This is a genomic window from Cohnella sp. GbtcB17 (assembly GCF_019091135.1).
GTDB lineage: Bacteria > Bacillota > Bacilli > Paenibacillales > Paenibacillaceae > Cohnella.
In genome coordinates this window covers 1-21,061 of the sequence record NZ_JAGXJW010000059.1, presented here as the reverse complement: position 1 = coordinate 21,061, position 21,061 = coordinate 1, and the positions used below count along the sequence as shown (strand labels likewise).

At 60.6% G+C, this 21,061-nt stretch carries 16 protein-coding genes and 1 pseudogene; 5 read left to right on the top strand and 12 right to left on the bottom strand.

Features of this window, described 5'->3' with window-relative positions:
* Positions 1 to 8: 8 nt before the first annotated feature.
* The 3 genes from KVT38_RS26600 to KVT38_RS26590 all read right to left on the bottom strand — a co-directional run bounded on the left by KVT38_RS26600 (position 9) and on the right by KVT38_RS26590 (position 2,191).
* Positions 9 to 968: an ABC transporter permease gene (locus tag KVT38_RS26600; protein WP_217596781.1), complete on the bottom strand. Its 960-nt coding sequence runs from the start codon at positions 966 to 968 to the stop codon at positions 9 to 11.
* A gap of 119 nt (positions 969 to 1,087) precedes the next feature.
* Complete coding sequence (locus KVT38_RS26595) at positions 1,088 to 1,267, bottom strand: hypothetical protein (RefSeq protein ID WP_217596780.1); 180 nt, start codon at positions 1,265 to 1,267, stop codon at positions 1,088 to 1,090.
* Between the two features lie 123 nt (positions 1,268 to 1,390).
* The gene (locus tag KVT38_RS26590) at positions 1,391 to 2,191 is read right to left on the bottom strand and encodes a helix-turn-helix domain-containing protein (RefSeq protein WP_217596779.1); all 801 of its coding nucleotides are present in this window, start codon (positions 2,189 to 2,191) and stop codon (positions 1,391 to 1,393) included.
* Positions 2,192 to 2,327: 136 nt separating this feature from the next.
* Here KVT38_RS26590 and KVT38_RS26585 point away from each other — a divergent pair, with 136 nt between their 5' ends.
* A complete protein-coding gene (locus KVT38_RS26585; protein ID WP_217596778.1) occupies positions 2,328 to 3,770 on the top strand; it encodes an L-fucose/L-arabinose isomerase family protein in 1,443 nt (480 codons plus the stop codon).
* A gap of 89 nt (positions 3,771 to 3,859) precedes the next feature.
* Here KVT38_RS26585 and KVT38_RS26580 read toward each other — a convergent pair whose 3' ends face one another.
* Positions 3,860 to 4,783: an AraC family transcriptional regulator gene (locus KVT38_RS26580; RefSeq protein ID WP_217596777.1), complete on the bottom strand. Its 924-nt coding sequence runs from the start codon at positions 4,781 to 4,783 to the stop codon at positions 3,860 to 3,862.
* A 162-nt stretch (positions 4,784 to 4,945) separates the two neighbouring features.
* Between KVT38_RS26580 and KVT38_RS26575 the strand changes: the two genes are divergently transcribed.
* Positions 4,946 to 7,432, top strand: a complete 2,487-nt coding sequence (locus KVT38_RS26575; protein ID WP_217596776.1) for a glycoside hydrolase family 38 N-terminal domain-containing protein — start codon at positions 4,946 to 4,948, stop codon at positions 7,430 to 7,432.
* Between the two features lie 139 nt (positions 7,433 to 7,571).
* On the opposite strand, the gene KVT38_RS26570 is transcribed toward KVT38_RS26575, so the two are convergent.
* From KVT38_RS26570 to KVT38_RS26560, 3 genes are all read right to left on the bottom strand, one after another.
* Complete coding sequence (locus tag KVT38_RS26570) at positions 7,572 to 8,462, bottom strand: glycoside hydrolase family protein (protein WP_217596775.1); 891 nt, start codon at positions 8,460 to 8,462, stop codon at positions 7,572 to 7,574.
* A gap of 46 nt (positions 8,463 to 8,508) precedes the next feature.
* Complete coding sequence (locus KVT38_RS26565; RefSeq protein WP_217596774.1) at positions 8,509 to 10,140, bottom strand: glycoside hydrolase family 13 protein; 1,632 nt, start codon at positions 10,138 to 10,140, stop codon at positions 8,509 to 8,511.
* A gap of 70 nt (positions 10,141 to 10,210) precedes the next feature.
* The gene (locus tag KVT38_RS26560; RefSeq protein WP_217596773.1) at positions 10,211 to 11,257 is read right to left on the bottom strand and encodes a Gfo/Idh/MocA family protein; all 1,047 of its coding nucleotides are present in this window, start codon (positions 11,255 to 11,257) and stop codon (positions 10,211 to 10,213) included.
* A 140-nt stretch (positions 11,258 to 11,397) separates the two neighbouring features.
* Between KVT38_RS26560 and KVT38_RS26555 the strand changes: the two genes are divergently transcribed.
* The gene (locus tag KVT38_RS26555; RefSeq protein WP_217596772.1) at positions 11,398 to 12,270 is read left to right on the top strand and encodes an AraC family transcriptional regulator; all 873 of its coding nucleotides are present in this window, start codon (positions 11,398 to 11,400) and stop codon (positions 12,268 to 12,270) included.
* A 33-nt stretch (positions 12,271 to 12,303) separates the two neighbouring features.
* On the opposite strand, the gene KVT38_RS26550 is transcribed toward KVT38_RS26555, so the two are convergent.
* Genes KVT38_RS26550 through KVT38_RS26530 form a run of 5 tightly spaced genes read right to left on the bottom strand, consistent with a single transcriptional unit; the run spans position 12,304 to position 16,600 of the window.
* Entirely contained in the window at positions 12,304 to 13,587 is a 1,284-nt protein-coding gene (locus KVT38_RS26550) for an ABC transporter permease (RefSeq protein ID WP_217596771.1), read from the bottom strand.
* Complete coding sequence (locus KVT38_RS26545; RefSeq protein ID WP_217596770.1) at positions 13,580 to 14,482, bottom strand: ABC transporter ATP-binding protein; 903 nt, start codon at positions 14,480 to 14,482, stop codon at positions 13,580 to 13,582. Before KVT38_RS26545 ends, KVT38_RS26550 begins: the two co-directional genes overlap by 8 nt.
* Complete coding sequence (locus KVT38_RS26540) at positions 14,479 to 15,429, bottom strand: ABC transporter ATP-binding protein (RefSeq protein WP_217596769.1); 951 nt, start codon at positions 15,427 to 15,429, stop codon at positions 14,479 to 14,481. Before KVT38_RS26540 ends, KVT38_RS26545 begins: the two co-directional genes overlap by 4 nt.
* A complete protein-coding gene (locus tag KVT38_RS26535) occupies positions 15,426 to 15,842 on the bottom strand; it encodes a GntR family transcriptional regulator (protein WP_217596768.1) in 417 nt (138 codons plus the stop codon). The genes KVT38_RS26540 and KVT38_RS26535 overlap by 4 nt, the downstream gene beginning before the upstream one ends.
* A gap of 32 nt (positions 15,843 to 15,874) precedes the next feature.
* A complete protein-coding gene (locus KVT38_RS26530) occupies positions 15,875 to 16,600 on the bottom strand; it encodes a hypothetical protein (protein WP_217596767.1) in 726 nt (241 codons plus the stop codon).
* A 516-nt stretch (positions 16,601 to 17,116) separates the two neighbouring features.
* Here KVT38_RS26530 and KVT38_RS26525 point away from each other — a divergent pair.
* Both KVT38_RS26525 and KVT38_RS26520 read left to right on the top strand, forming a co-directional pair.
* Positions 17,117 to 18,085: pseudogene (locus KVT38_RS26525) on the top strand (RluA family pseudouridine synthase); the annotation flags it as partial.
* 1,256 nt (positions 18,086 to 19,341) lie between these two features.
* Positions 19,342 to 21,061 (top strand): diguanylate cyclase domain-containing protein (locus tag KVT38_RS26520; RefSeq protein WP_217596766.1); only part of this gene is annotated, 1,720 nt, incomplete at its 3' end.

Genomic DNA, 21,061 nt, shown 5'->3' with positions numbered 1-21,061 from the left:
AATGATTCTTATAGAACGTGAGACTGCCCGACCCGCTTCGCGATCGTATTGACGCCGAGCACGAGGACGATGCTGACGACCGATTTGAACATGCTGATCGCTACACCGTACGAGTAATCCCCGATCGATAGCGAGTAGTCCAGCGCATACAGGTCAAGCACCTGCGAATAATCCATGACGAAGCTGTTGCCGAGCAGCATCTGGGATTCGTAACCCGTGGAGAGCATCTGCCCCACCGCCAGGATGAGCAGCAGCGTCGCGGTAGGCAGGAGACTTGGAAGCGAGATGTGCCTCATCTTGGCAAAGCGGCCCGCGCCATCGACTTCGGCCGCCTCGTACATCTCCGGGTTGACGCCGGCCAGCACCGCCAGGTAGATGATCGTGCTCCAGCCAAGCTCCTTCCACAAACCGGCCAGCGTATGAATGACCCAGAACCACTTCTCCTTGGACATGAAGTAGATCGGTTCGCCGACGGCTCCGAGACCGGCCAGCAGCTCGTTCAGAGGCCCGTGATCGGGAGACAGCAGATAAATGACGATGTTGGAGATGACGACCCAGGAGACGAAATGAGGAATGTAGACGATCGTCTGAATCGTTCGCTTGAAAAACATGGAGCGAGCTTCATTGAGCAGCAGGGCCAGACCGATCGCGCAGACGAAGCCGGCGGCCAGGCTCATCCCGCTCATGGCGAATGTGTTGCGGAGCGCCTGGTAGAATCGGCTGTCGGCGAGCAGCTCGGCGAATTGGTCGAACCCGACGAACGGACTTCCCATAATGCCCTTCGGGATGGAATATTTCTGGAAGGCCATCAGCCAACCCCATAGCGGCAGGTAATGGAAAACGAACAATACGCCGATGAACGGCACAGACATCAATATCAATTGATATTGCGAGGCCAGCTTGCGAAGGCGCCCTCTGCTTTTGTAGGCGCGGGGAGTCGTTTGCCGCTTGACCGTATGCGCTTGCATGTCGATAATCTCTCCCCCCTTTTTTCATGTTTATTTAAGTATAGAAACCGAAGGCAATCGAGCCTATCCGGGAAGTTAAAGAGGAATGCCGGGGAAATTGCAGGGGATGTTACGCAAGCTCACATCTTTAAAAGCGCCGCCTTTCCTCCGGAGAGAAAAGGCGGCTCGATCATTTGTAGGTCAGCCGAACTTCGCTGACGCGCGGCGTGCCGGGATACGTAGAGGTTATGACCCGCATTGCCAAACGTGCCTTGGCTCAGATCCTCGAAGCCCCGATCCCGAATGATGCCTTGTCCCATCCAGAGATTCCTCCAGTCCTGCCTTTCATCAAGTTCAATCCTAATATAAAGAAAAAGCCTCCCGCGGAAACCCGGGGAAGCTGCAGAACATCATAGGGGAAAGTTCAGGAGTTCATTCGGAAGTCACGCTTCACTGCTCTGCTTCGTTCGATTCACCTGAAACCGCACATACGCGGACGGCAATGTGCCGGTAATCTTTTTGAACACTTTGTTGAAATAGGACTGCTCGCAAAAGCCGAGGTAATCCGAGATCTCCCCGATGTTCATCTGCGAGGTCGTCAGCAGGTCGCAGGCGGCTGCGATGCGAATCTGCTGAATGTAGTCGGTCAGCGTGCGCCCCGTCGATCGCCGGTACAGCGCGCTGATGTAGTTCGGCGTCTTGCCGACGTGCTCGGCCAGCTCGCCGATCGTAATCGTCCTGCGATGATGAAGCAGGATGTATGCTTCCAGCCGATAGACGATGCCGGAGGCCGCGCCCTGCAAGGCCGCAGATTCGGTCGCTTCGCTGAACAGCGCCAGCAGCTCGAGCAGCGTCGCATGGCACAGCGCCGGCCGGCAGGCCGATTGCCGAAGCCAGTATTGGACGAGCGCGGCGAAGCGGTTGCGCGCATAGTCGTAGTTGTGCAGCCGTACGGCGCTTGCCCGCGGCTCCGCCAGCAGCTTCACGCCATCGCCCTCTCCCGCGTACTGGAAATGCGCGACATACATCTCGTGCGCGTCCGTGGCCGAATTGCATGCGCTGCGCTCGATGCCTCGCGGCATGAACAGCATATCCCCCCGGCTCAGCTTGAAGGAGCCTTCCTCGGTGTCGAAGGTCGCTTGTCCCTCCGTCACCAGCACCGCAATATGGTTGTTCGTGCGCGATCGCGGCACCAGCCAACCCGGCTCGCAATGCTCGCAGTAGATCGCCGCGGGCTCGATCATCCCTATCCCTCCCCATGCAGCGATTATAACAGGAATCGTAGAATTGTTCTAAAAAACGTTGCAGCCCTCATTGTTCCGCTAGGCGCGTTCCCATACGCTAATTATAGCGGTTAATCGCCTGGAGGAGGAGTACGAGATGAGTATGGAATTGAAACGCGCACGCGCGCGGGTCGGCGTCATGACGGTCGGCCACGAGCCCTATTGGGAGCAATTCCCCGGACTTCGGGAGGAGCTGGCGGGATACGGCCGGGAATTCGAAAACCGGCTGCGCGAGATGGATGTGGAGGTCGTCAGCGCAGGCTTCGTCGATACGGTGGACAAGGCGTTTGCGGCGACCGAGCATTTGAAAAAGCAGGATATCGACTTTTTGTTCAGCTTCCTCAGCACCTACGTCACTTCCTCGACGGCGGCGACGCCGATCCTCGGCCTTAACGTGCCGACCGTGCTCGTCGCCTTGCAGCCGAGGCAGCGCCTTGACTACTCCAACACGACCACCTACATGCAGCTGGCCAACGACAACATCTGCTCGCTGCCTGAGATCGCGGGCGTGCTCGTCCGCGCCGGCAAGCCTGCTGCCGGCATGGTCGTCGGCACGCTGTACGACGATGACGCGGCGATGGACGAGGTTCGCGCCTGGTGCCTCGCCGCGAATGCGCGGCGCGCGTTCAAGTATGCCCGGATCGGCTATCTCGGACATACGTACGAGGGCATGTACGACATGAACTCCGATCCTTCGGCGTTCACGTTTGCGTTCGGCGCGCATGTCCAGATGCTCGAGATGTGCGATCTGTCCAAGGCTGTCTCATCGGCCACGCAGCGCGAGATCGACGCCAAGCTCGAGGAGATTCACGCGACGTTCACCGTGTCGGACCCGTTCATCGATCCGGTCACGCGTCCGATCAAGCCCGAGGACCTCGCCTGGTCGGCGAAGGTCGCGGTCGGTCTCGACAAGCTCGTGGACGAATTCGGCCTGACCGGCCTCGCGTACTACTACAAGGGGCTGGACGACAACGAATACGAGCGCATCGGCTCGAACATGGTGCTCGGCAACTCCCTCCTGACCGGCAAGGGCATTCCGCTCGCGGGCGAGGCCGACCTCAAGACGTGCGCGGCGATGCTCATCATGGACCGGCTGGAGGCGGGCGGCTCGTTCGCCGAGCTGCATCCTTGCGACTTCAAGGACAACATCGTGCTCGTCGGCCACGACGGCCCGCACAACATCAAGATCGCGGACGATCGCCCCGTCATTCGCGGCTTGGAGCTGTTCCACGGCAAGCGCGGCTCCGGCATCGGCGTCGAGTTCAGCATCAAGGCCGGCCCTGTCACCCTGCTCAGCATCGGGCAGACGGCGCAGGGCCGCTACAAGATGATCGTCGCCGAGGGCGAATCGATCAAGGGGCCGATCCCGCAGACCGGCAACACCAACACCCGCTGCAGCTTCGGCAGGCCGGTCGCCGAATTCGTCGAGCAATGGTGCAGCGCCGGTCCGACCCACCACTTCGCGCTCGGCGTCGGCCACAAGGCGCGGGAGATCAAGCGGACCGCGGCCATGCTGGGCATCGAGATCCAGGTCATTTAAGCGCGTCGGACAAACTTAAAAGCGAGAACGGCCCTGTCGGCCTTCTCGCTTTTTTGTCGCGTTGGGTTCGTACGGAAGCCGGCGGTCGATCAGGCGTCCGATTCGCGGACCAGTCCGGCCCCTGCCGATTCGTCCGCTTCCGCGTAAGCGTGCGCGCTGCGGTACGCCTTCGGACTGACGCCGTAAGCTTCCTTGAACACCCGGCTGAAGTAATGGGCGGCGCCGAAGCCCGCAATGTCCGCGATATTGGCCATCGAGGCGCCCGTCTCCTCCAGCAGCTTCAAGGCGCGCGCGAGCCGGACCTCGGTGTGACGGCCGACGATCGTTTTCCCGGTCAACCGTTTGTACTTGCGCGCCAGATGGTTGTAGCTTACGTGCATAGAGGCGGCCAGCCGCCGGACATCGACCCGCTCCGCGCGATCGTCGTTTAGGTAGATCTCGATCTTGCGGAGAAACGCGGCGTCGGACAGATCGACCGCCGGCGGAGCAACCGTGCCTGCAGGGTCGCGAATGGCGGCCAGCGCGAGCAGGATCTGCACGAACGTGAGCCGGACCGACGCGGGCGGGACGGAAGCCCTCGCTTCGCCGAACAGCCGCGCGATCCGCTCGCCGAGTCCGTAGCGGTCCTCGTAGCAGCCCGGCCGCCAATGCCGCAGACTCTCCAGCATCGCTCGGACGCCCCCCGGCTCGCCGTCTTCGGACAGCTCGGCGCTCGCGAACGTCCAACGCAGGCAGACCCCCCGATGCGGCGACTGCGGCTCGTACTCGTGGCAATGCTCGAGACCCGGCGGCACCACAAAAAACTGACCTGCCCCCACGTCCAGCAGCGGCCCGCCGAAACCCGTCCGCATGCAGCCTTCGTAAATGTAGTTGAATTCGAACCATACATGCGTGTGAGGCGGGCAGAAGCTGGCGCCCCAAGGCTGTTCCTCGAGTACCTCGATGATCTCGACGACGGCGTCGTCCACTTGAATATGCCCGTACAGCCGTTCCGGCAGCGCGGCGCGCTCCACAGGTCTTCCCTCCCGGCAGCTCTTTCTTTATTTACATAGTAGCACAGGCCAACCGGTCATTTTAGTGTAAAAACGCGATATTCCAATGAATTTACACCTGCCCTTTCCCGGATGAAAATGAAACGGAGAGCATGGACACGATCCGAGGAAGGATGAATGCCATTGAAAAAATTGCATCTGATCAGCAACGCGCATCTCGACCCCGTCTGGCAGTGGGAATGGGAAGAAGGCGCGGCGGCAGCGGTGTCCACGTTCAGGGCGGCCGCGTCGTTTTGCAGGGAATACGACGGTTATGTCTTCAATCACAATGAGGCGCTGCTGTACAAGTGGATCGAGGAGTACGAGCCAAGCCTGTTCGCAGAGATCCAGCGCCTCGTACAGCTCGGCAAATGGCACATCATGGGCGGCTGGTACCTGCAGCCGGATTGCAACATGCCGTCGGGCGAATCGCTCGTCAGGCAGATTCTGCTCGGCAAGCAGTATTTCATGGAAAAGTTCGGACAGGCACCGACGACCGCGATCAACTTCGACTCCTTCGGCCATTCGAGGGGATTGGTGCAGATCATGCGCAAGTCGGGCTTCGACGCTTATTTGTTCATGCGTCCCGAGCTGAAGCTGGCCGGACCGGCGGACGACTTCGTCTGGGTCGGCTTCGACGGCTCCGAGGTGCTCGCGCACCAGATCTCGGACGGATACAATACGCTGCTCGGTCAGGCGCATAAGAAGATCGCGAAGTGGCTGGAGAAGTACGCCGACGACGGCGAGGATCGCCCGCGCCTGCTGCTGTGGGGTGTCGGCAATCACGGCGGCGGTCCCTCCCGTCTCGACCTCGACCGCATCGCCGAGATGATGCGGTCCGCCGGGACGGAGATCGTGCATTCCACACCGGAGGCCTACTTCGCCGAGCTGCGCGAAGCCGCCGATCTTCCCCGTCACGCGGACGATCTTAACCCGCGCTTCGTCGGCTGCTATACGTCGATGATCCGCATCAAGCAGAAGCACAGACAGTTGGAGAGCCAGCTCTTCATGACCGAAAAAATGCTGGCGACCGCGGCGATGCAGGGGCTGCTGGCCTACCCGGCGCGCGAGCTCGGCGAAGCGTTCCACGACCTGATGGTCGCCGAATTTCACGACATTCTGCCGGGCAGCTCGATCCAGCCGGCGGAAGAGGCGTCTCTCCGGCTTATGGACCACGGCCTGGAGATCGCTTCGCGTCTGCGCGCCCGCGCGTTTTTCGCGCTGTCCGCCGGCCAGCCCCAAGCGGCGGCGGGCGAGTATCCGATACTCGTCTACAATCCGCATCCGTATCCCGTGCGCGGCATCTTCGCCTGCGAGTTCATGCTGGAGGACCAGAACTGGACCGAGGAATTCTCCATGCCGCTGGTGTACCGCGACGGCGAGCGCGTGCCGAGCCAGCCGGAAAAAGAGCAAAGCGCCCTGAACCTGGACTGGCGCAAACGCGTCGTATTCGAAGCCGAGCTCGCGCCTTCGTCGATGAACAGGTTCGACTGCCGGATCGTCAAGCTGCCGCAGAAGCCCAAAGCCTATCTGGCCGAGCGCGACGGCGCGATCCGGTTCGAATCGCCGTCTCTGCAGATCGAGATCAACACGCGGACCGGGCTGATCGACCAGTATGTCGCGGAAGGCGTATCCTATCTGCGCCCGGGCGCCTTCCTGCCGGTCGCGGTCGCCGACAACGAGGATCCGTGGCGCATGGATACGGACCGGTTCGAGCCGGTCGTCGGCCGGTTTGAACTGATGAGTCCCGCCCGCGGCACGGCCTTCTCCGGCGTCAAGGACGAGGCGCTGCCGGCCGTGCGGGTGATCGAGGACGGCGAAGTGCGTACCGTCGTCGAAGCGTTGCTGGCCTATGGCGACTCCGCTGTCGTGCTCACCTACCTGCTGCCCAGGCAGGGCACCGAGATCGAAGTTCAGGTTCGCTTGTACTGGCAGGAGAAGGACAAGCTGCTTAAGCTGTCGATCCCGACCGTATTCGGGGACGATTATGAATACCTGGGGCAAACGGCGTACGGCGTCCAACGGCTGCCGGTGAACGGCGACGAAGCGGTCGCGCAAAAGTGGACGGCGATCGCGGAGCCTGCAGCCGACGGTCGGGCCGTGACGCTGATCAACGACGGCGTCTACGGCTCGGACGGCGCCGACGGCACGCTGCGGCCGACGCTCGTACGCGGCGCGGCCTACTGCGCGCATCCGATCGGCGAGCGTCCGATTCTGCCGCAGGACCGGTTCCTGCCCCGGATCGACCAGGGCGAACGCACGTATACGTTCTGGCTCAACGCCGGCAAGCGCGAGGAACGCCTCGCGGCGATCGAACGCGAAGCGCTCGCCCTGCACGAACGGCCGTATGCGCTGTCGTTTTTCCCCGGCGGCTTAGGAGAGCTGCCGTCTCCCGGCATCGCGCTTGAAGGCGATCGCGCAGTGCTGACCGCCTTCAAGCAAGCGGAGGACGGGGATGGCTACATCGTCCGGCTGTACGAACCGACCGCCGAGCCTGGCTCGGTCCTCCTTCGCATCCCTTCGCTCGGCATCTCGCAGCGGGTCGATCTCGACGGGTTCGAGATCAAGACGTTCAGGACGGACGCTGCCGGGAGCGTGCTTCGGGCATGCACGTTGATGGAAAAAGACTGAGTCTCCTCCGGTAACGATATTCGCAAATCCAAGCTCCCGCCGGTCAACAACCGACGGGAGCTTGGACGTTCGCAGAGCGAATAAAACACGATTGTCGCCAATCGTGTTCGCATCAAGTGGCCGTGTCGGCTGCAGGGACTTAGCGGTCGGGCCGCCATTCCAGCCGGGCGATCGCGACCGCACCCTCGATCGGGACATTTTTGTCCCGCCAGCCGGCCGTAGTGATATACCAGCCATCCGTATCCGGATCGTACAGCACTTCCCCGGCATGCGCATGCAGCTTCGCCACGACCGTCTCCGCGCGATTGTCTCCCGTATAGTCGCCGAAATCGTAGGGACTCGGCGAAGCGAAAACGAGCGTGTCGTGATAGTTCGCATTGTCGCAGTCCGTGTAGGTCGTGAACAAGTAATACAAATCGCCGTACCTCACGACGTAGGGCGACTCGAAAGCGCCCCATGCCGGATTGAGCGATGCGTTGCCCGAGGAGGTGAGCGCGTACTGCACGAATCTCCACTCGATGAGATCGTTCGAGACGAAGCAGGAGATGCAGCTGTATCCGTCCCGAATGCCGCTCAGATACATCACCCAGGTATCCGCATTGATCTTGATCGCCATATGATCCCGATGCGCGCCGAGCGGCGGTTCTCCGCGCATCTTGGGCGGATACACCATCCATTCGGCCAGATCGACGGATACGGCCAGCTTCGTAGGGGACGGGCCGTACAGCATATAATAATTGTTCTGCTGTTCGACGACGCACGGGGCCCATGCCTTGCCGCCGTTGTCGATGACTTTGCCGAGCTCGTCCATCCCCTCCTCCTGCCACAGCCGCTCGGCGCGCGCATGGACGAAGTACCGCTCCTGATTCGGATCGCTGGCGAATCCGGTGATGCCGAACAGATGCCAGGATCCGTCCGCCGCCCGGATCACGCTGTGGTCGTTGACGTAATTCCCGTATTTTTGCGGCGCGAACAATGGCTTGTACGCGCTAACGACCGTCGGAATAAAACGTTCGTAATGCAGCTTCATCTTCGTTCCCTGCCTTTCGGATCGCAAGCGCGCTACAGCAAGCTGCCTAGATCAGTTCAACCGCGAATGCCTCATACGGCCTTAACTCGAGCTGCGCGAAGTCGGCCTCTTCGCGTTCGTAGTTCCCGATGATGACCGCCTGGCTGCGTCCCAGATGCGGCACGCTGGCCGAGACCGTCGTACCGCCGAAGTTGGCTGCGACGGCCCATGTGCGGCCTTCGTACCGGCGCAGGTACAAGAAGAACTGCTCCGGCACCTCTTCGATCAGCTCGTAGTCGCCCCAGACGACGATCGGGTTGGCTTTGCGGATCGCGATCAGCTTTTTATACGTGTGGAAAATCGAATCCGGATCGGCCAGCGCAGAAGCGGCGTTGATCGAGGCGTAGTTCGGATTCACCCGCAGCCACGGCGTCCCCGTCGTGAAGCCGCCGTTCGGCGAATCGTCCCACTGCATCGGCGTGCGCGCGTTGTCCCGCCCCTTGGCGTTGATGGAAGCGATGATGTCCTCGCGGGCATAGCCCCAGCCGAGCCGCTCATGATACATGTTGATCGTCTCGATGTCGTTCGCCTCGGCGATGTCCGCGATCGGGCAGTTGGTCATGCCGAGCTCCTCGCCCTGATAGATGTACGGTGTTCCCTTCATCAGGTGCAGCACAATCGCGAACATCTTGGCGCTCGGAACGCGCAGCGCGCCGTCGTCGCCCCAGCGGGACACGATGCGCGGCAGATCGTGATTGTTCCAGAACAGGCTGTTCCAGCCCTGATCGCCGAGCTCGGTCTGCCACTTGCTCAAGATGCGCTTGAGCTCGCCGACCGGCAGCGGCTTCAGATCCCACTTGTCCCTGCCTTCCTGCTGATCGAGCTGGATATGCTCGAACTGGAACACCATCGACAGCTCCTTGCGCGCCGGATCCGAATACAGCTTCGCGATCTCGGGCGTCGCGCCCCAGGTCTCCCCGACCGTCATGACGTCGTACCGGCCGAACGTCTCGCGGTGCATATCCTGCAAGTATTCGTGCAGCTTCGGACCGTTGCCGGTAATCTCTTGGTCCGGAATTTTGCCCACGAGGTCGATGACGTCCATCCGGAAGCCGCCGACGCCCTTTTCCAGCCAGAAGTTCATCAGGTCCCATACTTCCAGCCGCACCTTCGGATTTTCCCAGTTCAGATCGGGCTGCCGCTTGCTGAACAGGTGCAGGAAGTACTGCCCGGTCTGCTCGTCGTACTGCCAGGCCGAGCCGCTGAACGTCGACCGCAGGCCGTTCGGCTCGCCGCCGCCCGGTGCGGGGTCCCGCCAGATATAGTAGTCGCGGTATTCGTTGTCCCGGCTCTTGCGGGATTCGATGAACCACGGGTGCTCGTCGGACGTATGATTGACGACCAGACCCATCACGATCTTGATGCCGCGCGCATCCGCCTCGCGAATCAGCTCGTCCATGTCGGCCATCGTACCGAACTCGTCCATAATGTCGCGATAGTTGCTGATGTCATAGCCGTTGTCGTCGTTGGGCGACTTGTAGACCGGGCTCAGCCAGATCGCGCCGATCCCCAGCTCCTGCAAGTAGTCCAGACGCTTGATGATGCCTTGCAGATCGCCGATGCCGTCCCCGTCGGTATCCTGGAAGCTGCGGGGGTATACCTGATAGACGACCGTCGTTTTCCACCAATTGTCGTGCATAGGACTCGCTCCTTCGATTGTAAAATGCGTGGACGGGTCCATGGCAAATACCTGCCGCGCCTGCCGATCGCTACTCGACGTCCATCCATTTTTGCTCGGTAAAGGACCGGATAATCGCGTCGACCGCCAGCTGGTTCCTGTAACCGTCCTCCATCGTCGCGTCCTTCCCGTCTCCACGCCCGTTGAGGAGATCGAAGAACGCCTGCATTTGTCCCCGCCTGCATTCGTCCGGGATGGCGACTTCGCGGAAGTGCGTGTCCTTCTCCTCCGCGAACTTGACCTGGAGCGTATCCCGCTCCTCCAGGCTGTACACCAGCGCGCCTTTTGAGCCGTAAACCTCGATTCGCTGATCGTTGCCGCGCCCGTATGCAAATCTGGAGATGGTCATCACCGAAGAAATGCCGCTCTCGATCCGGGAGAGAACATGACAGTAATCGTCTACGTCAACCTCGCCCTTGCCCTCGCCGTCCGGAAGCTTCCGCTCGGAGACGATCGTGTCGGCATCGGCGAGGACGCGCCGGGTATCGCCGACCAGGAAACGGGTCAAATCGAGAATATGGCTGCCCAGATCTCCAAGCGCGCCAGAGCCGCTCAGCGACTTGCGGAACCGCCAGGCAAGCGGAATCTCCTCGTCGATGGCCCAGCCCTGCAAATATTGGCTGTACACGTGTCGGATCGTACCGAGCCGGCCTTCTTCAATTAATTGCTTGGCATAACGCACCGCACTCTTGTAGCGATAAGAAAAACAAACCATATGGGACAGCGGGCTGCGATCCAGCAGCTCCTTCAGGCGGACCGCTTCCTCGGCATTCAGCGCGACCGGCTTCTCGAGCGCAAATGGTTTGCCATACTCGATAGCCAGCTTGGCAATCTCGTAGTGATTGAAGTTTGGGGTACCGATCGTGACCGCATCCAGCTCCGGGTCCTGCAGCATGGCCTCGTATTGCAGATACGCGCGCGAAGAAGGGATATCCCACTCCTTCCTTCTTCGTTCCAGCAGCTCCGGGTTGCAGTCGCTGATCGACCATAATTCCGCATCGGGACTTGCCAGGATGCCTTCGCGATGGAAGTTCGCTATTCCGCCCAGTCCGATTATTCCGACTTTTAGCTTCCGCATGCCAACCATCATCCTCACCGAAAAGGTTAGTTAATACTACAATCAGCATAGACAATGGTATGATAAATGGAAATGTCCGTTCGCGACACATTTTATATATTAGCGACTTTTGAGTAAAAACGGGAAGGGAGGGCTCCGATGTGCTGGCCGTCAATCTGGATTGGAACCCGCGCATAATGCTGCTCGGTTTCGTATCCTACAACAACCCTTGGATTCATTTCAAAAGAACGTCGGACGAGCACATTCTATACGTCATCGTCTGTGGAGAGCTGCATATCAGAGAAGAGGGACGCGCGTTCAAATTGCAGGCGGGCGATGTGCTTCTACTCGAACCCGGAATGGAGCACGAAGGCTTGGAAATGAACGTTTGCGATTATTATTTCATCCATTTCAAGCATCCGGACATTTCATCGGTTATCGTAGACGATCCGGAGTCCTTCGCCCACGCCTTCTTCCGGGAGGACCAGGAGCACGACAAAAATAACAGCTGCTGCATTTCGAAATATTTCAGCCTGCAGAACAAAGCCTCCCTATCCCAAATACTAGGCGTATTAAACGAGATGCTGCAGCTTTATCGGCGCAAAAATTACAATCAAGGCCTGATCGCGCTGAAGCTCTCCGAGCTGTTCATCCGTCTGTCGCGCGAGAACATGCTGGCCGTCTTACAGAAAACCCGCCAGAGACAGACCAAATCGATCGTCATGGCGTACGAGCTGCTGGATTATATCCATCAGCGCTATCCGAGTAAAATTACGAGCGAAACGATCGAGCGGGACTTCAAATGCAATTTCGACTACCTGAACCGGACATTTAACAAGCTCGCGGGCTATTCGATCGCCTATTACGTCAACAAAGTCCGGATCGATCGTTCCCGCGAGCTGTTAGCGACCACCAATCTGAGCGTCGGCGAGATTGCCCGGCATGTCGGGTTTGCAGACGTCTATCATTTCAGCAAGGTTTTCAAGAAATATGCCGGTGTGTCTCCTACGTCCTATTATATAAAAAACCAGTAAGCTCAACGTTCTGAGCTTACTGGTTCTTAATGATCACACCTTGTACGCCTTCAGCGCCTTGAACACTTCCTTGAACGACGGCTTCTTGCCGTACATAAGCACGCCGACGCGGTAGATCTTGGCGGCGAGCCAGCCGATGGCAAGGACGGAAGCGATCAGGATGCCGACCGACAGGACGATCTCCCACCAGGCCGGGTCTGCGAGACCGATGCGCAAGAACAGGATGAACGGCGAGAAGAACGGGATAAACGAGCATACGGTGATAAACGTGCTCTCGGGGTTCGTCAAACCGTAGATGGCGATGTAGAAGCCCGCGAGCGACAGCATCGTGACCGGCATGGACGTCTGGCTGAGGTCCTCCGTGCGGCTCACGAGCGAGCCGATGGCGGCGAACAGCATGGCGTACAGGAAGTAGCCGAGCAGGTACATGATGATCGCGAAGATGATCATCTTCGGCTCGACGCTGGAGAGGTCGATGCCGAACTTCTCGAGCGCGCCCTTGTTGTGCGGCAGCGTGAGGTTGATAAGCGCCGCGCCGACGAGTACGACGAGTTGGAGCAGGCCGACGAGGAAGGTGCCGATGACCTTGCCGAACATTTGCTTCAGCGGCGCCACGCTCGTGACGATGATCTCCATGACGCGCGAGCTTTTCTCCGCCGTGATCTCGGTGGCGATCAGCTGGCCCGTGATCATGACGGACATGAACAGCAGAATCAGGATGGCATAGGTCAGGCCGATGGCCGTCCCCTGCTCCGCTTCGGTCTTGCCGCCCGCGGCGCCGTCCGAGATCTGAACGGTGTCGAGCTTGACAGGCGCCTGCAGCTTGAAATATTGTTCGTTGGTCAGGTTGGCGTCGCGCACCGCCTGCTGGGTCTTTACGAATTGCAGCCCGGTCTGCAGCGCGCCGGCCGTATCGGTGTCGAGCATTTTTTTGGAGTGGTAGACGACGTCGGGGAAGCCGACTTCTTTATTTTCGGTAAAGGTAAGATAGCCTTTGATCTTGCCGTCCTCGATAGCCTGCCCGAGCGCGGCCGTCTTGTCGGCATCGGAGCCGGACGCCTCGACCGGCACGAGCTCCACCTTCTGCTTTTCCGCCTGTCCGAACTGCTGCTCCAGCCCCTTGATGATCTCGCCTTGTTCGCTTGCGATATAGCCCACCTTCGCGGCCGAGCCCGGCCCCGTCAGCTTGTCGATGAAATAAGGTACGTTGGCGCCGACGACGAGCAAGATGCCGAGGATAATCGTCGTTATAATGAAGGATTTGCTGCGGAGCTTGTTCCGCATCGTGAAGGCAATGACCGTACGCATGCTATTCATGGCTCTCACCTACCGTTTTATAGAAGATTTCGTTTAATGTCGGCTCCAGCAGCTCAAAGCGTTCGACCGGGCCTTGCGCCATCGCGTGCTTCAGGATGTCCTGCGCTACTTCCTTGCGGGAGATGCGAAGATCGTAGCCCCGCTCGGTGCGAATCGCGGAGACGACGCCCGGAATGCGATCCAGCCCGGGGATGTCCCTCTCCGCGCCGACGACCACCTTTTCTTTGGGAAAACGGCTCTTGATGTCCCGAATCGGTCCCTGCAGCACGGGATTCGACTTGTGCATGATCGTGATGTTGCGGCACAGCTCCTCGACATGCTCCATTCGGTGCGTCGAGAAAACGATGCTCGCGCCGTCGTCTCGCAGCTCCTTGACCGTCGACTTCAGCAGCTCCACGTTGACCGGGTCGAGCCCGCTGAACGCCTCGTCCATGATGAGGATGCTCGGCTTGTGAATGACCGCGGCGATAAATTGGATTTTCTGCTGGTTGCCTTTGGAGAGCTCCTCGACCTTCTTGTTGTAATACTCCGGCACCTGAAACCGTTCGAGCCACCGCTTCAGATTCGCGTCGGCGTCCCGCCGCGACATGCCGCGCAGCTGGGCCAGATACAGGATCTGTTCGCTGACCTTGATCTTCGGATACATCCCCCGCTCCTCCGGCAGATAGCCCAGCATCGAGAGCTGTTCGGTGCTGTAAGGCTTCCCGCGGTAGCGAATGCTGCCTCCATCCGGAAGAATGAGGCCGAGCACCATGCGCATCGTCGTCGTCTTGCCGGCGCCGTTCGCGCCGAGCAGACCGTAAATTTCCCCTTGCGCCACCTCGAAGCTGAGTCCGTTGACCGCGGTTTTGTCCCCGTATTGCTTGAACACCTTTTCGATTACGAGCGGATTCATCTTCCCGCCTCCCCCTTTCGTACTAGACAAGCCATGATCTCTTCCAATTCCATGCGCTGCGAAGACAGGATCCGGTAGCCGGCCGAGAGGAGATACGCCTCCGTCTCTTCAAGCGCATCCGTCTCGATCCGGCAGATGCCGGGCCCAGCCTCCTGCGCCCCCTGGACGCCCGGCGCCTGCTTCAGCAGACGGGCCGCGTCTTCCCTGCCCGCCGTTCCCTCCACACGCTGCACCGCCAGCACCCGCCACGCCTCGAACAGCCGGTCCTTCTCGTACAGTCCGAGGCAGCGGCCGCGGTGCATGAACAGCACATAGTCCGCGAGCCGGCGCACCTCTTCCGTGATGTGTGTCGCGAAGATCAGCGTACGATCGCCCTGGTCCATGTAACGCGTGAGTTCGTCCAGCAAAATCTTCCACGCCGAAGGATCGAGGCCCGACGACGGTTCGTCGAGGAGCAGCAGCTCCGGATCGTGCGCCATCGCGACCGCAAGCTCCGCCTTGCGCCGCATCCCCTTCGACAGCTTGCCGAGCTTCTTGGTCCGGTCGGCGTCGAAGGCGCGCATCAGGCGCTCGTACCTGTCCCAGCTCCAGCCGGGGTACCAGAGAGAAGCGAAGCGCGCCTTCTCGTCGGCGGTGAGATGGTTCTCATAGGCGTGGGGCAGCTCGGATACGAAACCGATCCGCTCCCGCAGCCGAACGTCGCTATCGGGCGCCAGGCGCTGGCCGAGCACCGTCGCCTCTCCCTCGCAGGGAGCCAGTCGGAGCAGCAAGCGCATCAGCGTGCTCTTGCCGGAGCCGTAAGGCCCGACGATGGCGGTCACCATGCCCGCCGGCACGGACAGATCGAGCGGTCCGAGCGCGAACCCGTCCTGCCGGACGGCCGCGCCCTTTAGCGTGACTGCGCTGTCCGTTTCGGCATGCGTCAAGCCTTGCGTTCCGCGATTCATCGCTGCTCCCCCTTATCCCCGTCGGCTTCTGCCTTTTTTCGCGCATAGGCTTCTCGCCAGATTCGCTCCATCTCCTCGCGGCTGCACTGCAGCTGCAGCCCGGTCTCCACCGCTCGCTCGAACGCCTCGACGACGCGCCCGAGCCTGAACTCGTCCCGCGCCGATTGGTCGATGCCCGCCACGAACGTCCCCGTCCCCTGCCGCGTGCGCAGCAGCCCTTCGTTTTCCAAATCCTGATACACTCTTCGCACCGTGATGGCGCTGCACCTGAGATCCGCCGCAAACTCGCGGATGGACGGGAGCAGCGTGCCCTCCGCCAGCTGCCCGCTGAGGATGAGTCCGCGAAGCTGGACCTCCACCTGGTGGTAGAGCGGCTCGGGCCGATTCTCATCGATATGAACGGGTATCCACAAACCGCCTCGCCCCATTTCCTCCCGCTGCCTGATTAAAAGGTATAGCTTCTACGCGCCAACCGCTTCACGATCGCCCGCCGCATCCCGTAAAGTACGGCAGCCGCCAGGACGGCCGCCCCGATCGGCAGCAGCGCCGACGTTGCCTGGATCGACGCCGTCACCTCGCCGACCAGGCTGATCCGCCGCCAGGCCGCGACGAGCGCGATCAAGCCGAGCATCAGACAGATCGACATGTATGTCTTGACGTAGGTTTTCCCGCTGAACCCCATCTCCACGTAGAGAATGAGCGAATTCACGATCAATCCGTAGCAGAGCCAGAGCAACGCTGCCCCCGCCCACTCTCCAGGGGTGACCCGGTCGCGAAGCGCAGGCGCCAGCAAGTACTGGCTGACGAAAAAAACTGTGCCGATCGGAGCCATCGCGGCCGCCGCCAGCAGCATGCGCGCACTCGCCATCCGCTCCAAGGGAATCGGCATCGTCCGCCAGTGCGACAGGCGCTTGGTGAAGACATCCCCTCGCCAATAAGCGAACATCGTACGATTCATCGCGCAGCCGAACACCGGTATCGTAAACAGGTACAGCCAATCCGCCATGCCGCTCAAATAGCGGGACACGCCGCCTTCGCCGATGCCGTCGTCAACAAGCGCGCTGATCATCGTGCCGACGTACAGGGCGAACACGGCTGTGAATACAAGCCCCAGCCAATCGCGCTTAAACTCGAATGCCGCCAGCGCCTTCGTCGCGCGCCACCCAGACATCTGCTCGCCTCCGTCACCCATTCTGTGTGTATATCCTTATACACAGTATAATCACTGCTTTAGAGCGATGTCAATCCTGAATTTGGAATTCGTAATGGAAGACGGGCTCGCGGATTTGTTGCGGCCGGCCGAATCTATTAGAATAAAGACACCACGCCCGGCGCGAAGCAGATGCGCACTGGCGCGACGACCGGAGGGAATCGAGACATGAACGGGAAAAAAGAACGAGGCGGACGCGGACAGGCCGGCGGGCCGCAAGCGGCAGGCGGTGCGAGCCGCGGACACGGCAAGCGGCGGGAAAGCGGGCCGGCTGGAGACGCAGTGGCTGGCGGCGGCTCGGCGAGCGGCTCGGCAAGCCGAAGCCGGCGAGATGGCGGGCCGCGGATGGGCGAGCCGCGGGAGAGCCGCGACGGCGGGATGGCGGGCCGCGGGCGAAGCGGCGATCGGCCGCAGCGCGGGCGGGCGGACGCGTCTGCCGCGGCCTTCCGTGGCGGGCAAGCCCGCGGCAGACGCGGCACCGAAGCGGCGCAGACGCCGCCGCACGGACGACGCTTCGGCGGTAAATCAGGGGCGCCGGCCGGGCGGACCGGGAGTCCGAAAGGCCAAGCAGGCGGTGGTTCGCGCAGCTTCGCGGTCGAGGAGCAGGGCCAACTGCTGCCCTTCTTGCTCGCCAAGCTGAGCGGTCAGGGACGCAACGCCGTCAAGGCGATTCTCGCCCGCGGCCAGGTGTCCGTCGACGGCGCGACCGTCACCGCCTACAACCATCCGCTTGCGCCGGGCGCCACCGTCTCCGTCAGCAGGGAACGGATCGAGGAAGTGCCGCCGCTGATCGGCTTGTCCATCCTGTTCGAGGACGAAGACCTGATCGTCGTCGCCAAGGATGCCGGCTTGCTCTCGATCGCCTCGCCGCAGGAGACCGAGCTTACCGCCTATCGGCAGCTCACCGAGCATGTGCGGCGGACGGATCCCCGCAGCCGCATCTTCGTCGTGCATCGGCTCGATCGGGACACTTCGGGCGTCATGATGTTCGCGAAGCGCGAAGCGATCCAGCAGGCGCTGCAGAACAACTGGCAGGAAGCCGTCACCGAACGGATCTACGTCGCGTTGGTCGAAGGCCGCGTCGCGCGCGCCGAGGGTACGATCTCTTCCTGGCTCAAGGAGAGCAAAACGCTTAAAATGTATTCCAGTCCGTACCCGAACGACGGCCAGCATGCGGTGACGCATTACCGGACACTCGAGGCCAAGCCGCAGCTCTCGCTGCTCGAAGTCAGGCTCGAGACCGGCCGCAAAAACCAAATTCGCGTCCACATGCAGGACATCGGCCATCCGGTCGTCGGCGACAAAAAATACGGTGCGCGCTCCAAGATCCTCGGCCGCCTCGGGCTGCACGCGAGAGTGCTCGCCTTCATCCACCCCTCGACCGGCGAGCACTTACGCTTCGAGACGGATATTCCGAAGGCTTTCGTTAACGCGCTTAAAGAATAGTCAAACAGGACGAGGCAGTGCCAATTTCTGCTTCGTCCTGTTTGCGTTTTAGTGGATGGTTGTAGGAGGGGATAGCCATCGAAAGAAGTCTTCACCAGAAACAAGCGGTGACTCGTCGCAGCTCCTCATGCCCAACAAGTCCCATCGGGGAACAAACCACGCTTGCACGCAGACTTCTAAGCGAAAGAAGTCCTCGCCAGGAACAAATCGCCCCCCGTCGCCGCCCCTCATGCCGAACAAGTCCCAACGGGGAACAAACCACGCTTGCACGCAGGCTTCTAAGCGAAAGAAGTCCTCGCCAGGAACAAATCGCACCCCGTCGCCGCCCCTCACGCCGAACAAGTCTCAACAGAGAACAAACCACACCTGCACGCAGGCTTCTAAGCGAAAGAAGTCCTCGCCAGGAACAAATCGCACCCCGTCGCCGCCCCTCACGCCGAACAAGTCTCAACAGAGAACAAACCACACCTGCACGCAGGCTTCTAAGCGAAAGAAGTCCTCGCCAGGAACAAATCGCACCCCGTCGCCGCCCCTCACGCCGAAGAAGTCTCAACAGAGAACAAACCACACCTGCACGCAGACTTCTAAGCGAAAGAAGTCCTCGCCAGGAACAAATCGCCCCCCCGTCGCCGCCCCTCATGCCGAACAAGTCCCAACGGGGAACAAACCACGCTGGCGTGCAGACTTCTAGGCGCCAGAAGTCTTCGCCAGGAACAAATCATGCCCCTTCGCCGCTCCTCATGCCGAAAAAGTCCCAATGGAGAACAAACCACGCTGGCACGCAGACTTCTATGCGAAAGAAGTCTTCGCCAGGAACAAATCATGCCCCGTCGCAGCTCCTCATGCCAAAGAAGTCCCAATGGAGAACAAACCACGCTTGCACGCAGGCTTCTAAGCGAAAGAAGTCCTCGCCAGGAACAAATCGCCCCCCGTCACAGCTCCTCAAGCCCAACAAGTCCCAATGGAGAACAAACCACGCTTGCACGCAGGCTTCTAAGCGAAAGAAGTCCTCGCCAGGAACATCTCGGTGATTCCAAGCACACCTAACGCCCGGTGCGCCCACCTCCCTCGCGCAACTCCCCCCTTTCCCACGCACTCTACGCCTTATCGCCGCTCCACCGCCTTCATTTCGGCCGAACATTACTTACTTTCAAACCTTAATGAATAAATAGGCCTATTCAATACGCGGTTAACCCGGTAAAATCAGGTTATGTCGATTCATGTCAATCATTGCCAAAGTTAGGATGGTCACGTTGATGGAACTTCAAAGCTCATACAATGCGACCATGGTCGTTTTATCCTGTTTGATGGCGTCCATCGCGTGCTATACGGGGCTCAGCATGGCGCTTCAATATGCCGCAGCTTCCACCGGTCGCGCACGTCTCGCTTGGCTGGCTTGCGGCACCGCGGTTATGGGAGCGGGCGTTTGGGCCGTCTGTTTCTACGAGATCAATGCTTACAAATGGGCGACCGGCATCGATTACGAATACGCTACGGTCATATTGACGCTGGCGATCGCCGCGGCGTCCGCCGCGCTCATCCTTCGGGCTTTCAGCGGTTCTACACTCCGCAAGCGGGCGCTGCTCGTACGCGGCGGCCTGGCGGGTATTTGCGCCGCCGCGCTGCCCTTTGCCGGCCCAAGGACGATGCGATACAGCCCGCTCCCGCGGTTCGATCCCCCGACATTTGTCTCGTTCGCGCTCGGCGTCGCTTTGATGTTTATCGTGATCCTCTGGATCGCCTACAAGCTCCAGACGTCGCGCGGTCCGCGACGAAAGGCGATCGCGGGCCTGCTGCTCGGCACGGCCTACACCGCGTCGATTCATATCGGCTTGACGCTCACGTCCTGGAAGTCGCCCGAAGACGTTCCCGTTGTCATCCAGAGCAGCTCCTCCGCCACGATCTCCTTTTTCCTGGGATTCGCTACGCTGTTCGTGATCGGCATCGCGTTCGCCGCCATTATCATGGAGCGATTCTGGAAGGCGCAAATGCGCCGCCAGCTCGAACGCGACATGCGGATCGAATCGCTGTTCAGGCACAGCCAGGACGCCGTCTTCTCCTACAGTCTCGATGGCAAGCTGCTGGACGCCAATCTGGCCGCCTTCCGCCTGACCGGCTACGACTGGTCGGAGCTCTCCGGACTTAAATTAAACGATATGATCTCCCCCGAGTACCAGCACACGGTCTCCGTCAACTTCCGGCACACGATAGAGGGGCAGTCCCGCAACTTCGACTGCGCGCTTATCCACCGCGGCGGCAGGCGATTGGAGGTCAACAACACGAACGTACCCGTCCTCGTCGAAGGCCAGGTCGTCGGCGTGTATACGATCGTCCGCGACATCACGGAGCGCAAGCAGGCCGAATGGCAAATGAACCATATGGCGCATCACGACGAGCTGACGGGGCTGCCGAATAGACGCCTGTTCGAGCAGCAGCTCGTTAAAGCGATCTCGGATCAGCAGCAGGACGGGCAATCCGCTGCCGTTCTGTTTCTCGACATCGACCGCTTCAAGCTCGTCAACGATTCGCAGGGACACGATGTCGGCGATCTTCTGCTTCGCTCCGTCGCCGATCGGCTGCGCGAGGCGGTCAAGCATGCGGGGATCGTCGCCCGACTGGGGGGAGACGAATTCTCGGTGCTGCTGACGGGCGGCATCACACGAGAAGAGGCGCAGGCGATCGCGGCCCGCATCAACCGGGAGCTGGACATTCCGTTCTCGCTGCGCGGCAAGGACGTACATATCACCGCCAGCATCGGCATCGCGTTGTTCCCCGAGGACGGCGATTCATTAATCTCGCTAATGAAGAACGCGGACACCGCGATGTATTCGGCCAAGGAAAACGGAAAAAACACGTACAACTTCTACGATTTCTCGATGAATGACTCCCTTTTCGAACGCGTCCAATTGGAAAACGAGCTGCGCAAAGCGGTCGACCCCGGGGGGGTTTTCCTCGTCTACCAGCCGCCGGGCGGGC